General features: G+C 61.9%; 14 protein-coding genes. 9 read left to right on the top strand and 5 right to left on the bottom strand.

Annotation, left to right across the window (positions count from 1 at the left end; genetic code table 11):
* Positions 1-140: 140 nt before the first annotated feature.
* Positions 141-1,481: a 3-oxoacyl-ACP reductase gene (locus ACUY3D_RS11525; protein ID WP_448241141.1), complete on the top strand. Its 1,341-nt coding sequence runs from the start codon at positions 141-143 to the stop codon at positions 1,479-1,481.
* Entirely contained in the window at positions 1,482-2,411 is a 930-nt protein-coding gene (locus ACUY3D_RS11520; RefSeq protein ID WP_269948762.1) for a MaoC/PaaZ C-terminal domain-containing protein, read from the top strand.
* Positions 2,412-2,449: 38 nt separating this feature from the next.
* On the opposite strand, the gene ACUY3D_RS11515 is transcribed toward ACUY3D_RS11520, so the two are convergent.
* Positions 2,450-3,484 carry an acyl-CoA thioesterase gene (locus tag ACUY3D_RS11515; protein WP_070522918.1) on the bottom strand — a complete coding sequence of 345 codons (1,035 nt, stop codon included), beginning with the start codon at positions 3,482-3,484 and terminating at the stop codon, positions 2,450-2,452.
* Between the two features lie 33 nt (positions 3,485-3,517).
* Between ACUY3D_RS11515 and ACUY3D_RS11510 the strand changes: the two genes are divergently transcribed.
* The 3 genes from ACUY3D_RS11510 to purM are packed head-to-tail and all read left to right on the top strand — an operon-like array spanning position 3,518 to position 6,517.
* Positions 3,518-3,922, top strand: a complete 405-nt coding sequence (locus ACUY3D_RS11510) for a sterol carrier family protein (protein WP_070522921.1) — start codon at positions 3,518-3,520, stop codon at positions 3,920-3,922.
* A gap of 34 nt (positions 3,923-3,956) precedes the next feature.
* On the top strand, positions 3,957-5,450 hold the full coding sequence (purF, locus tag ACUY3D_RS11505) for an amidophosphoribosyltransferase (protein WP_269948774.1): 1,494 nt from the start codon (positions 3,957-3,959) through the stop codon (positions 5,448-5,450).
* A 14-nt stretch (positions 5,451-5,464) separates the two neighbouring features.
* Positions 5,465-6,517, top strand: coding sequence for a phosphoribosylformylglycinamidine cyclo-ligase (gene purM, locus ACUY3D_RS11500; RefSeq protein ID WP_070623108.1), 1,053 nt, complete (start codon positions 5,465-5,467; stop codon positions 6,515-6,517).
* 108 nt (positions 6,518-6,625) lie between these two features.
* Here purM and ACUY3D_RS11495 read toward each other — a convergent pair whose 3' ends face one another.
* A complete protein-coding gene (locus tag ACUY3D_RS11495; protein WP_070532434.1) occupies positions 6,626-6,853 on the bottom strand; it encodes a DUF3073 domain-containing protein in 228 nt (75 codons plus the stop codon).
* Positions 6,854-7,040: 187 nt separating this feature from the next.
* Positions 7,041-8,102, bottom strand: coding sequence for a CAF17-like 4Fe-4S cluster assembly/insertion protein YgfZ (gene ygfZ / locus ACUY3D_RS11490; RefSeq protein ID WP_448241140.1), 1,062 nt, complete (start codon positions 8,100-8,102; stop codon positions 7,041-7,043).
* A gap of 30 nt (positions 8,103-8,132) precedes the next feature.
* On the opposite strand from ygfZ, the gene ACUY3D_RS11485 reads away from it, so the two are divergent.
* Positions 8,133-9,020 (top strand): aminodeoxychorismate lyase, encoded by an 888-nt coding sequence (locus ACUY3D_RS11485; protein WP_070522936.1) that lies wholly within the window; start codon positions 8,133-8,135, stop codon positions 9,018-9,020.
* Positions 9,021-9,037: 17 nt separating this feature from the next.
* On the opposite strand, the gene ACUY3D_RS11480 is transcribed toward ACUY3D_RS11485, so the two are convergent.
* Positions 9,038-9,712: a heme-binding beta-barrel domain-containing protein gene (locus ACUY3D_RS11480; protein WP_070522940.1), complete on the bottom strand. Its 675-nt coding sequence runs from the start codon at positions 9,710-9,712 to the stop codon at positions 9,038-9,040.
* A gap of 63 nt (positions 9,713-9,775) precedes the next feature.
* On the opposite strand from ACUY3D_RS11480, the gene ACUY3D_RS11475 reads away from it, so the two are divergent.
* The gene (locus ACUY3D_RS11475) at positions 9,776-10,816 is read left to right on the top strand and encodes a diacylglycerol/lipid kinase family protein (protein ID WP_070532383.1); all 1,041 of its coding nucleotides are present in this window, start codon (positions 9,776-9,778) and stop codon (positions 10,814-10,816) included.
* A 67-nt stretch (positions 10,817-10,883) separates the two neighbouring features.
* Here the strand turns inward: ACUY3D_RS11475 and ACUY3D_RS11470 are convergent, their stop codons facing one another.
* Positions 10,884-11,729, bottom strand: a complete 846-nt coding sequence (locus ACUY3D_RS11470; protein WP_448241139.1) for an LmeA family phospholipid-binding protein — start codon at positions 11,727-11,729, stop codon at positions 10,884-10,886.
* 33 nt (positions 11,730-11,762) lie between these two features.
* Between ACUY3D_RS11470 and mshD the strand changes: the two genes are divergently transcribed.
* Together mshD and pstS are read left to right on the top strand one after the other, a co-directional pair.
* Positions 11,763-12,677, top strand: coding sequence for a mycothiol synthase (gene mshD / locus ACUY3D_RS11465; protein ID WP_448241138.1), 915 nt, complete (start codon positions 11,763-11,765; stop codon positions 12,675-12,677).
* Between the two features lie 186 nt (positions 12,678-12,863).
* A complete protein-coding gene (gene pstS / locus ACUY3D_RS11460; protein ID WP_448241137.1) occupies positions 12,864-13,973 on the top strand; it encodes a phosphate ABC transporter substrate-binding protein PstS in 1,110 nt (369 codons plus the stop codon).
* Positions 13,974-13,978: the final 5 nt, after the last annotated feature.

Genomic DNA, 13,978 nt, shown 5'->3' with positions numbered 1-13,978 from the left:
GGGGGGTAGCAACCCGGCTGTTCGTTTCGCGTCACAACTAAAGTGATATTGTTAGTTCTATCACTCAATTAACTAACCTTGCAACCAGCTCAACAAAGCTCGCAAGGTTGTGAAGAATCGAGAAAGGAACATGCCAGCCTATGCCGAACGTCACAATTGCTGAGAAGCTCATCAACTCACCGCTCGCCGCCAAAGCAGGAGTACCCCAAGGTCATCCCCTGCGCCGCCACAAGGCTGGGGAACCAGCGCTCGATGGCCCCATCGTCATTGGCGGCCAGGGGCGCATCGCTGAGTTTCTGAGTTCTCAGCTAGCCGTGGACTACCAGGTCATCAATGCTTCCGCGGAGGCGAAGCGGGCCGCCCTCGTCTTCGACGCCACCGGCCTGGAGACCCCAGAGCAGCTGCGTGAGCTCTATGACTTCTTCAACCCGCAGATGCGCAACCTTCTGCCGTGCGCGCGCTTGGTGGTCATCGGTACCACCCCGGAAGCTGCGGACACTATCGACGCCCGCATTGCCGCCCGTGCACTCGAAGGGTTCACCCGTTCCCTGGCCAAGGAAATGCGCAAGGGCGGTACCGTGAACCTGGTCTGGGCAGACCCTGCTGCCACCGCAGAGGTGGAGTCCACGCTCCGCTTCTTCCTTTCTGGCAAGTCGGCCTTCGTGGACGGGCAGGTTGTGCGCGTCAGCGCCCAGGGACACGATTCACCCGCAGCCAATGGCGAAGCGCAGAACTGGGAGCAGCCGCTCGACGGGCGGCTGGCGGTGGTGACCGGTGCTGCCCGTGGCATCGGCGCCACCATTGCTGAGGTGCTGGCGCGCGATGGTGCGAGCGTCATCTGCATCGACGTTCCGCAGGCCAGCGAGCATTTGGCCAAGACCGCGAACAAGGTCAAGGGCACCGCGCTGCCTCTCGACGTCACCGACCCCCAAGCTGCGGACAAGATTGCCCAGCACGCGCAGGAGCGCCACGGTCGAGCCATTGACGTCATCGTCCACAACGCCGGAATTACCCGTGACAAGCTGCTGGCCAACATGAATGAAGGCCAGTGGGACTCTGTTCTTGCTGTTAACCTTTTGGCGCCGGTTCGCATTACCGAAAGCCTCTTGGAATCCGGTTCCCTTGCGCCGGGTGCTGCAGTGATTGGTGTGTCCTCTATGGCTGGCATTTCCGGCAACCGCGGCCAAACCAACTACGCCACGACCAAGGCAGGCATCATTGGCCTCGTTGATTCCTTGCGCTCAGTGTTGGCGGAGAACGGCTCCACCATCAACGCCGTGGCGCCGGGCTTTATTGAAACCGCCATGACCGCGGCGATGCCGACCGGGCCGCGCGAGATCGGCCGCCGCCTGAACTCACTGCAACAGGGCGGTTTGCCTGTCGACGTCGCGGAGACCGTCGCCTTCTTCGCCTCGCCGGCCTCCGCGGCGGTGAGCAGCAACACCGTCCGCGTCTGCGGTCAGAACCTCATGGGAGCCTAAATGAACGTCACCACACTCAACGAGATTCCGGATCTTCCTGCGCTCTACCGCAGCCTCATGCTGGGTGCGGTCCCCATCCCCGGGCTGGGGGCGGGCAAGCGCAAGGTTGAGGACCCGCAGACCGCGTACCGCGTCGACAGTGTAGGCGTCGACACCGAGCACCTGGCTCGCTACTGCCAGGCCACGGGCCTGCGGCTGAGCAACGAGCTGCCTGCTACCTATCTCTACGCGCTGGCCTTCCCGCTCGCCATTAAGGTCATGGCAGCACCGGACTTTCCGTTCCCAGCTGTGGGCGTGGTGCATCTGTCCAACCGCATTGAGCAGAAACGCCCGCTGCGCGTCGACGAGCGCTGTGACATCGCGGTGCACGCGGAAAACCTGCGCCCGCACCGCAAAGGGTTGGTCATCGATATGGTGACCACGTACAGCGTTGGCGGCGAGGAGATCTGGCGCCAGACATCAGTCTTCCTCGGCCAGGGGGCGAAGTTTACGAAGGACACCCCGCGCCAAGTGAGAACACGTCCGGAGGCCGAGCGCTTCCTCGACTTCCCCGGCGATGAGGCGGGAACGCCTACGGCAACGCTGCGATTTAGCCCCGAAAGCACCCGCGTCTATGCCGCGGCATCGGGCGATAAGAACCCCATTCACGTGTCCACGGTGGGTGCCAAACTCTTCGGATTCCCCGCGCCCATCGCGCACGGCATGTACACGCACGCTCGCATGCTGTCGGTGCTCGACGGCACCCTCCCCGGTGCTGTGCGCATCAGCGCGGACTTCTACAAGCCCGTCATCCTTCCGGCGACCACGGGAGTGTTTGTGGCTCCGAGCGTCGCCACAAACAGTGAGATCGGAGCCCGCACCGTCACCTTGCGCAAGGCCAAGGACCCAAGCTCCCTCCACGTGGCGTGCCGGGTTGAGCCTCTAGAGTAGGCGCGGCCCGGTGGATGAGCCTCTGGCTCATCCACCGGCTAATCCACGTGTTGGTGCTTTGGTGCCACCACCAGTGGCTTCGGGGAGTACTTGCCGCGCAGGCCGCGGAGGATGCCGGCGTGCTCCCAGAGGCGCTTGTCTTCCTCGGTGCGGGGAGTGAATTGGCGGGCAGCCAGCGGCTGCCAGTCAGCGTCCATCGCCATATAGGAGACTGTGGCGTGGATGGCGGTCTCCAGTTTTTCGCGGCCGCCGCGCGGGTTGCCCGAGCGCACGTGGACGGACATCTGCATCGAGCGGGTATCCGTGCGCATCATGCGGGCATCCACCTCGATGAGATCTCCAATATGGATTGGCCGGTAGAAGCGGATTCCGCCGGCATAGACCGCGACGGTGTGCTCGCCGGACCACTCCATGGTGCAGGCGGCACCCGCCTCATCAATCCATTCCATGGCGGTGCCGCCGTGGACGTTGCCGCCCCAGTTGACGTCGGTGGGCTTGGCCAAGAAGCGGTTGACCATGCGGGGAGCGTCGGACGGGCCGTCATAAGTCTGCTTTTCCATCTCCGCTTCGATGGCTTTGCGCAGCTCGATGCGGGATTCCGCGGCCTCCCATACGCGCTGGTGCTCAGTGGAATCCGGAACGAGCGGCGGAACGGCCATCGACTTTCCGGTCTCGGTGTCCTTGGCCACGAAGATGACGAGGCAGTCGCAGGCGCGCGTGAAGATGCCATCGCGCGGGTCGGCGGAGAGCACCTCGTTGACGATGTGCATGGAGGACCGCCCCGTCATCGCGATGCGCGAGCGTACCTCCACCAAGTGGCCCGAAGGAATTGGGCGCGTGAAGTGGATGTGGCCCACGTAGGCCGTCACGCAGTAGGTACCGGACCATTGAACCGCGCACGCATAGGCGGCCTTATCGATCCATTCCAAAACGCGACCGCCGCCAATGCCTTGGGCGCCGGCGATGGTGAGATCTGTCGGGGCGGCCATAAACCGCAGCGTGATGGAGGGGGACTTCCCGGTCGGGACAGGCTTCTTTTCTTCCGAGGAGCTTGGTGGCATGGTTGGTGACATGGATAACAAAGTATCAGGGAGTGTGCATAGCGTATGAAAAAGGCCGTTGATGCCGCCACCACCCGTGCTGCCGTCGAAGCGGTGGCGGAGTGGATCCGTGACCCTGAGAGGACCGAAAAACCAGGTCGCTCTGCTCTGGCAAAGGCCACCCGCACTACGGCCCGCCTAGTGGAGGCGGACGCGCCGGGACATTCCGTGGAGTTGCGGGTCCCCCCATTCGTGGCAGTCCAGTGCATCGCTGGTCCCCGGCATACCCGGGGTACCCCTCCGAATGTGGTGGAGATGGATCCCCTGACATGGTTGCAGCTGGCCACGGGAGTCATTGGCTGGGAGCAGGCGCTTAACGCTGGCCGCGTAGACGCCTCCGGATCCCGCTCCCACGACATCGCAGCCTGTTTGCCCGTGATTCCGTTAGTTTTCACAGGCCCAAACAGCTAGGATTGGCGCCGTGGTAGCTGAACACGTCCAGAGCATGACTAAGCCCTTGTCGACGGATCCCAGCCTGGATCCGGAACCCCGCGAAGAATGCGGAGTCTTCGGTGTTTGGGCACCAGGAGAAGAGGTTTCGAAGCTAACCTACTTCGGGCTTTTCGCCCTCCAACACCGCGGACAGGAGGCCGCCGGTATCGCGGTGGGCGATGATGATCGCATCGTCGTCTTTAAGGAAATGGGCCTTGTCTCCAATGTCTTCGATGAATCCATCCTGAGCTCGCTGCATGGAAACGTGGCCGTCGGCCATACGCGTTATTCCACTGCAGGCGGCAAGGAATGGTCGAATGTGCAGCCGATGTTCGGGACGTCGCCCAGCGGTGTTGACATCGCGCTCGGCCACAACGGAAACCTAGTAAATTACCTGGAACTGCGCGCAGAGGCCGTGCGGCGTGGGCTGATCAAGCCGCAGGAAGAGTCCGTCTCGGATTCCATGTGCTTGTCCATCTTGTTGGCGGACGGCGTCAACGAGGACAACACCGTCTTTGATTCGGCCCTGCAATTGTTGCCCACGGTGAAGGGTGCATACTGCCTGACCTTTACGGACGGGCACACCCTGTATGCGGCGCGTGACCCACATGGCGTGCGTCCGCTTGCCCTCGGCCGCCTCACTACCGGCTGGGTGGTAGCCAGTGAGACCTGTGCGCTCGACATCGTCGGCGCGCAGTTTATCCGGGAGATCGAACCGGGCGAGCTCGTTGCCATCGATGAGACCGGAATCCGCTCCGAGCGCTTCGCCGAGACCAAGCGCCATGGCTGTGTCTTTGAATATGTCTATCTAGCTCGGCCCGATACGAATATCAAGGGCCGTTCTGTCAACGCCACGCGCGTGGAAATTGGGCGGCGCCTAGCGCGCCAGTACCCGGCACCCGATGCGGACATGGTGATCCCCGTTCCCGAGTCCGGCAACCCGGCTGCCGTCGGTTATGCCCGCGAATCCGGGCTGACCTTCGCGCACGGCTTGGTGAAGAACTCTTATGTGGGCCGCACCTTCATCCAGCCCACGCAGTCCCAGCGCCAGATGGGCATTCGCCTCAAGCTCAACCCGCTGCGGGAGGTCATTGAAGGCAAGTCCATCGTCGTGGTGGATGATTCAATCGTGCGTGGTAACACGCAGCGCGCGCTGATCCGGATGTTGCGGGAAGCCGGTGCTGCCGAAGTCCACGTGCGCATCGCCTCCCCGCCGGTGAAGTGGCCGTGCTTCTACGGCATCGACTTCGCCTCCCCAGGCGAGCTCATTGCCAACGCCAACCCTTCCGATGATCCGGAAGAGGTAGCACAGACCATTTGCACCGCGATTGGCGCGGATTCGCTGGGATTTGTCTCCACCGATGAGATGGTGGCGGCTACTCAACAGCCGCGCAACGAACTGTGCTGCGCATGTTTCGACGGTAAGTACCCACTCGGACTGCCTGCCGGAAACCCCAATGCTGAGGCCGTGCGCACCCTGCAGGGCTCGACGACAACTAACGAATAAGGACTAAGTCACTCATGAGCGAGAACACGTATGCTGCCGCCGGCGTCAACATTGAGGAAGGCGACCGCGCAGTAGAGCTAATCACCCCCCACGCCAAGCGCGCCACCCGCCCCGAGGTTATCGGCGGGCTCGGCGGATTCGCCGGCCTATTCAAGTTGGGGGAGTACAAAGAACCGGTCCTTGCGGCTGGCTCTGATGGAGTAGGCACCAAGCTGGCTGTGGCCCAAGCCATGGACAAGCACGACACCATCGGCATCGACCTCGTCGCCATGTGCGTGGACGATCTTGTCGTGTGCGGCGCTGAGCCGCTCTTCCTGCAGGACTACATCGCCGTGGGCGAGGTAGTGCCGGAAAAGGTAGCGGAGATTGTTAAGGGCATTGCTGAGGGCTGCGTCCAGGCTGGTGCAGCGCTCCTCGGCGGCGAGACCGCCGAGCACCCAGGGGTGATGGGCAAGGATGAATACGATGTCTCCGCTACTGCGGTTGGCGTTGTAGAGGCTGATGAGCTGCTCGGCCCGGACAAGGTGCGCGAAGGCGACGTTCTCATCGCCATGAAGTCCTCCGGCCTGCACTCCAACGGCTACTCCTTGGCGCGCTACGTGCTCCTGGAGCAGGCGGGTCTGCCGCTCGACGGCTACATGGAGGACTTAGGTCGCACCCTCGGCGAGGAACTTCTGGAGCCTACCCGCATCTACGCCAAGGACTGCCTGGCGCTGACATCGGAGTGCGCGGTGTCTACCTTCTGCCACGTCACCGGAGGCGGCCTTGCCGGAAACCTAGAGCGCGTCATCCCGGAGGGCCTGAGCGCTGAGGTGAGCCGCTCGACGTGGACTCCGGGCCAGATCTTCAAGACCATTTCTTCGGTGGGCAAGGTTGCCCTCGAGGAGATGGAGAAGACCTTCAACATGGGCGTTGGCATGATCGCCGTCGTTGCGCCGGAGGATCGCGAGCGAGCATTGGCTATGATGACCGCCCGCCACGTGGAGGCGTGGGAACTGGGCACCGTTCGTGCTGCCGAAGAGGGCGAGCCGCGCGTTGTCATGACCGGCGAGCACCCAGGGTTCTAAGTCCTGAGAAAAGGAACAAGGCCGGAGGCGCTTCCCCTTAAGAAGAGGGGGAGACGGCTCCGGCCTTTCGCTTAAGTGATGTACAGGGTGGGACAGTGACTCGCGCGCCTAGCGCGCGTCGGAATCATCCTCATCCCACTCATCCGAGTCCCAGCGATCTGCGTAGTCCTCGTAATCCGCGTACTCCGAGTATTGGTCTTCGTCCTCATCGTGGGAACGCTTGGAGTTCTGTGAGGCGAGCTCACGCTGGAGCGAATCCAGATCCATCTCGGGCGAATTGTACTTCAGCTGGCGTGCAACTTTGGTCTGCTTTGCCTTTGCGCGTCCGCGTCCCATGTGCATGACCCCCTTGAGGTGTGTAGGGCGGTCCAGGGATTCTTGGCCGCCCCATCGTCTTAGTCAGATATGTGTATGTTCCTGTAAGACACCATAGCCTGTGTGAAGAAAAAATTCCGAACTACCCCCCAGTGGTGCGTGGAAAAGTGCGCTAGCCCGCGGCCAACGGGCAGTGTGCATTTCGCCACTATTTTCCGCGCAGCCGGTCCACAGCGGCGCGTCCGGCCTTGGGGCCCTCGTCGGCGGGGATGGAGTCCGGCTCGACCGATGCCGCCACTGGACCAATGCTCAGATCCCCGTGGTTGAGGGCGCTGCGTTTCACTAGACCAAGCGCGATGGGGCCGTAATCGCAATCCTCGACCACGGTGCCGAGCTTGCCGACGCGCCGTCCCCCAAGTGAAATATCCGCTCCGCTTACGGGGAGCTCCGGAGCGGAGCCATCGAGGTACAGCATGACCAATAAGCGCGGAGAGCGCCCGAGGTTCTCTACGCGCGCGACCGTCTCCTGCCCGCGATAGCAGCCCTTCTCCAAGTGGACGAACGCGGGGTTATCATCGCTGCGTCGGATCCACTGGGGAACCTCGTGGGCGATGGTTTTCGCATCGAGGTCAGCGGCCAATTCTGGTTCGCGTGCGCGCACTCGTTCAGCGGTGTAGGCCATGAGCCCCGCTAAACTTCCGCCCTGCTTTTCCAACTCTGCGACTGCTGTCTCCAGCTCACCCCGCGGCACGAGGAAATCCTGGCGCGGGCAGCCCGGCCAGTGCACGCAGCGCTCCATCACGGCGCTGGAAGGCTTCTGTAGCGGCTTGCCCAGCACGGTGATGATCGCCGCGTCCGCTTCCTTCACGGTGACCTGGGACCAGAAAATCATGGCGGTGAGGAAGTCCCGCAAAGATTCGAACTGGGCCGGTGGCACATCGAGGTAGAAGGTTTCCCCGTCGAAGGACAGGTCGATGTGGTGTAGGACGTGGCCCTGCATGTCTAGATCAAGGGCGCCGGCAGAGAATCCGGCGTCCACGTCATCGAGCTTCTGGCTCAGGAGGTTGTGCAGGAAAGCCCGGGCATCGGGCCCGGAAACGGCAATGACCCGGCGTTGGGAACGGTCGATGATGGCGGAACCTGTCTCCACCGCGCGCTGCTCCACGAGGGGGTTGCCGTAATGCCAGGGGATACCGGAGACGTCGACAAGCGTGGTGCCCTGGAACTCAGCGGCCCCGGGCCGGGAAAGAAGTGGCGAAGTATAACTCACGCCCTCCGATGGTAGGGCATAATCGGGTCTATGAGCCTTCAGCGTAGGAAAGAGCCGGTCATCTACGTCGTGGAACCGTTTGGAGGGTCGGTGCGGCGTCATATGCCGAACCTACCGTTGGTCTATTGGGACGATGCTGCGGTCACACGCGGTGATGGTATCTTCGAGTCCCTCCTCGTGCGTGACGGCAAGGCGGCCAATTTTCATCGCCACGCGGAGCGCTTCCGGCATTCCGCGCGTGCTCTCGATCTTCCGGAGCCACCCATCCACAAGTGGAAAGAAGCCACCGAGCTGGCCATCGCGGACTATTGTGGTCCCGCCGCCGGGGAAGGCGAGGACGGTTTAGCGCGAGAGGCCAAGTGCACGTGGACCTATACCCGCGGGCGGGCCTCGACTGGGGTGCCCACGGCATGGGTGGTGGTTCAGGAGATTCCGGATGACGTTGTGGCGCAGCGTGATACCGGCGTCAAGGTGATGAGCACGCCGCGTCTGTGGCAGGTGGCGGAAGAGTTGCCGGCGAAGACGCTGAATTATGCGGCCACGATGGCCACGCTGCGCCTGGCCCGCGAGCGTGGATTTGATGATGTGATTTTTACCGATCCCGATACGGGGCTGGTCTTGGAAGGGGCCACCTCCACCGTGGTGGCGGTCAAGGGTACAAAGCTGCGCACTCCGGCGGGCAAGGGAATACTGCCTGGCACCACGCAAGCTGCGCTTTTTGAGTATGCCTCTGAACAGGGATATCGCTGCAAGGCGAAGGAGCTGAATCTGCGCTACCTCGAGGAGGCTGACTCAGTGTGGCTCGTCTCCTCGGTGCGCACTGCGGTGCGTGTGACGCGCCTGAATGAAAAGAAGCTCAAGGCGCCGGCGAACGCGGAGAAGATACGCGCGCTGATCGACGCCGCCCTGGCACGCTAACTTCGCCGCATTGCTAGTTAGCCAGCCACACGGGTGAGCTCGGCGGACATGTAAGGGCGCATTTCGCCGTCGACAAGCCGCTCATCCACCCAGCCGAGGTTGTTGTTCGGCATGAGGCCATACATGCGCTTGCCGGGGCCGAGGTTGGCGGGGCCGGTTTCGGTGACCATCGTGGACGCGGACTCGAGCTGCCAGGCGCGCTCGTTAAACAGCGAACCATAGAAGATTTCGTTGATGCCGTTGGACGAGGTATAGGTCATCTCAATCTCGTCCTTGAGTGAGATGCGCCAGAACCCGGACTCGCGGACATCGGGGCCAACCGGGTTGCCCTCGGAATCAATCTTCCAGGTGCGGGACGTATAGGTCAGGTAATTCTCACCGTCGTGGGCGATGATGAGCTGCTGGCCAAAGGCGTACTGTTCACCGTCGGTGCTGTGGGCTTGGCCTTCCCCTTGCCATACACCGACGAGGGGGAGAAGCCCGAGCAGACCATCGTGCAGCGACGGGCCCTGGCGCAAGTTCGCCGTCTCATCCGGCAGGGGATTATCTGCTACATCAACGGTGGGAATGTTGCGGGAGGCTGCATCCTTCCATGCCTCCGCTGCCTGGTTGACGGCCGCGTTGCCGTCTACCTTGGTGTTCTCCGGGTGGGTGTTTTCCGTGTTTTTCTCGCTATTTGTCTGTTCGCTCATGCTGCCCCAGCGTAGTCGTGGCAGCGCCGCGGAAACCACTAGGCTCCAGTAGTCTAGGGAGCCATGCGCGCTTTGCTGATTTCAAACCCTAATTCTACGAGCCAGAATGCGGCTCTCTTCCGAGAGGTTTTGCCCGTCATTCGGGAGGTGGATGGGTTGCAGCTGCTCGCTCGCTTCACGCACTACCCGGGCCACGCGGAAGACATGGTGCGCGGTATGACCCGGGAGGACTTTGACGTCATCCTGGTCTTCGGCGGCGATGGCACGGTCAATGAGATCGTCAACGGGTTGCTCGGCCCGGCGAATTCCGCACAGCGCCCTAGCCCCCAGGAGATCCCGGCGCTAGCGGTGATCCCTACTGGTTCAGCAAACGTCTTCGTTCGCGCCCTTGGTTTCCCCAATACCCCTGTCGAGGCTGCACACGTGCTGGCTAGGATGCTGGAGCGAAACACCCGCCGCACCGTGTCGTTGGGTATGTGGAATGACCGGTGGTTTGCGGTCAATGCTGGTTTCGGGCTGGATGCAGACGTGCTGGCTCGCGTGGACCGTGCACGGGAGATGGGCTTTTCAGCCACCCCGCTGCGCTACCTGGCGGTGGCCTTTCAGGCCTATCAGCGCGCCCGCATCCGCCCACCGCGCATTAATGTGCGTGCGCGCTCGAGCTCGGGCGAAACCTTCGCGGCCGATGACGTTCCCGTCATGTTCACCTCCAACACCAACCCGTGGACCTTCCTGGGGCCGCTGCCGGTGGTGACTAATCCGCGCAATTCCTTCGATCAGGGGCTTGGCCTTTTTGGTGTGTCGGACCTCGGCGGGATTGATGGTCTCGTGGGCGTTCTCCACCTGTTCGGCGTGGATCACCGTCACTGGTTGAATAAGGTCACGGATGCCCGCACGCTGCATTTTGAGGATGCCGTTGAGGTGGACCTGGTCTGCCCCAAGCCGCACCGCTTCCAAGCGGACGGGGAGTCGGAAGGCACCTTTACGGAGGTGCACTTGGAGTCGGAAGCAGACGCGCTGGAAGTCTTTGCTCCCATCGACCCAGCCCCGCCCATTCACCGCAGCTTCCGCCGAGTCCTGCGAGATCTCATCCGTATTAAGTAGCCGGCGGTAGTAACAAGTCTGCGGTGCGGGTACCGCTGGTGCACCGTCGGCTTAGTTTTGCATCGGCTTAGTTCTGCCTGTTTTGGCGCCAGCTCGGCGGCGTCGTCGGCGCGCTGCCCACTTCGTTGGCGGTGTCTTGCGCTTTTTGCGCGGCATCCTCGACGGCCTTCTCCTCCGAACCATCGATCTCCAGCGGGGAGAGCTGTGCCGTTTTCAGCGTAATGTTGCGTCGCTGTACCTCGAAGGTGATGGAGCCGCCGTGTAGTTTCACGGAGGTGGCTTGAGAAGGCAACGGGAGTTGGCGTGTGTCCAAGACCAGGCCGAAAGCCTTTTTCAAGCGTTCGTCATCCGTCCCGTAGACACTCATGCGAAACTCTGTGCCGACGAGGCGCAGTGTCACCGTCGCGGTGGACTTGGTGGCATCCCCCGGCAGCGTGCCGGTGAGCTCAGCCTCGGCGGAGGGCCCGCCGGTAGGGGACATATTATCGGGGTTGGCAATGGAGAGGTCAGTAATACCCAGCATGCGGCCCAAGGCCACTCCGTCGAGGTTGATACTGCGCGTATAGGTGGATACCGGTGAGCCTTCCAGTTCGCCGCTGAAGAGTTGCTCGGGGTCAATTGTGATGTCGCGCAGCGTTGTGGAGGCATTGACCATGCCGAGTTTCGGAACTTCCACGTCGGAGGAGTTGACCTCCAGGTATGGAATCTCTTTGGTTAGCGCGGCAAGGGAGAAGGGGACGCCGCCGATGTAGACATTCGGGGTGTTTTCCAACTGGGAGCTGGCTTTTGCTTTCTGGGCCACGGTGTGTTCCGCGTGCATCGCCACCGCTGAATCCGCCAGCCATGCTGTCAGGGCCACACCCGCAACGGCGGCAAGGCGTACGGCAGTGCGGTTGAGGTAGATGACAGTCACCCCTCTATTACTACCGCACGTAGGGTGGGAAGCATGAATATTGAGACCAAGACTCTGCCACAGAACCCAGATGTGGCCCAGCGCGTGGAGGAGCTGGCCACTGCTGCTGAAGCTCACGACGGCGTTGCGCCCCTCTCCGAGCAGTTTCTTTTAGGGCTCAGGGATGAACGCCTTGGGCACCATCATCTTCTCGCAATTGAGGATGGTGCGGTAGCTGGCGTGGCTGCCCTCGATGGGCAGACTGTAGAGCTATTTGTTGGCATGGACCACCGTGGGCGAGGGGTAGGGCAGGCGCTTGTCGACGCCCTCCCAACCTCCCCCCAAATCTGGGCCCATGGCAATCTTCCCGCTGCGCAAGCGCTGGCGAAGCGCAACGAGTTGGACGTCGTCAGGCGCCTGCTTGTCATGGCGATTGAAGGGAAGGACTTGCGCGCGGCCGAGGATGCGCCGGCAACGGTAGAAGAGCTAGAGATATATACGTACACAGAGTCGGTGGAGCGTTTCGGGCGTGAGCACGTCGAGTCGGAATGGGTACGCACGAACAACGAGGCCTTCTCGTGGCACCCGGAACAAGGAGGCTGGGATCTGGAGCGTCTGCACCGCGGGATGGAGGCAGAGTGGTTCGATCCTGCCGACGTGCTTTTCCTGTGGGATTCTTCGAATGACTCCCACGACCGCCCGGTAATGGCCGGCTTCCACTGGCTGAAGTGGCACGACGAGGCTACCCCAGCCTTCGGTGAGGTCTATGTTGTGGGATTGGGTGAGGACTATCGCGGGCGCGGGCTCGGTGGACCGCTGCTGAGCGCTGGGCTGCAGCGCATGGCGGCTAAAGGCGCGGACAAGGTCATTTTGTATGTCGAGGCTGATAACGCTCCGGCGGTAAAGGCCTACGAGCGTTTGGGCTTTGGCATCGCTGAGGAACACTGCGTCTGGGCGAAAAGTGACTAGCCTCACCGGCTTTTGGTACAAGTTCACCGATTGTTCATCTCTTGATCCCTGTGGGGTTAACCCGCCCTGTATAGCTTTACAACACGTGAGTTAATCGCGCTCGTCTCAAGAAGATCGCTCAAAGAAGAGTAGAGGGCGATTTGCTCGGACAATCATTCTCTTGTATCCGCACCGGAAAGGTTTCCCGTGATCCGCAACTTCAAGCGCACCGCCGCTATCTTCGGCATCGTCGCCGCCACCTCCACCGCTCTCGTTGCCTGCTCTGAGTCCAACGAATCTGGCTCCGCTGAAGGCGGCTCCGATGGGGCAGAGGTTTCCGGCGACCTCTCTGGTGAGGGCGCATCCTCCCAAAAGTCCGCTATGTCCGTCTTTGAGAAGGCATTCCTGGAGGCATACCCGGATGCTAACTTCTCCTACACTTCTTCCGGCTCCGGCGCTGGTGTGAAGGCTTTCAACGGCGGCACCGTTGACTTCGCCGGTTCTGACTCCGCTCTGAAGGAAGATAAGGGCGAGGTTGAGGCCGCCAAGGAGCGTTGCGGTGGCAACGACGCATGGCACCTGCCGACGACCATTGGCCCCGTCGCCATCGCCTACAACCTGGGTGACACCGAGGTCAACCTCTCCACCGAAACCCTCGCCAAGATCTTCAAGGGCGAGATCACCAAGTGGAACGATGACGCCATCAAGGCTGAGAACGAGGGCACCGACCTTCCGGACAAGAGCATCACCGTTATCTTCCGCTCTGATGAGTCCGGTACCTCCGATAACTTCCAGAAGTTCCTGAAGTCCGCTACCGGCAACTGGGACAGCGAAGGCAAGCAGTTCCCGGATTCTGTTGGTGAGGGTGCTAACGGTTCCTCCGGTGTGGCTGACCAGGTTGCCTCCATCGAGGGCGCCATCACCTACGTTGAGGCTGGCTACGCTCACCAGAAGGAAGCCGATGGCGTCAAGATTGCCAAGATTGACTTCGGCAACGGCCCGGTTGAGCTCAGCTCTGAGTCCGTCGGTGTCGCTCTCGACCACCTCGCTTTCAAGGAGACCAACTCCGAGCACGACATGGTCGTTGACTCCGACAAGCTCTTTGCTTCCAAGGATGAGGGCGCTTACCCGCTCATCCTGACCACCTACAACATCGTCTGCTCCGCTGGCTACGACGAGGAGACCTCCGCTCTGGTGAAGGCCTTCTTCAACACCGTCCTGGACAATCAGTCCGAGGAACTGGAGAAGGCAGGCTTCATCCCGGTTTCCGGTGACCACCTGGATCGCCTGAAGGCAGCCGTCGAGGCTATCCAGTAAGAGCG

This window comes from Corynebacterium guaraldiae, assembly GCF_053480195.1.
The sequence above is the reverse complement of the archived record's forward strand: the minus strand, read 5'-3'. Positions and strand labels throughout refer to the sequence as shown.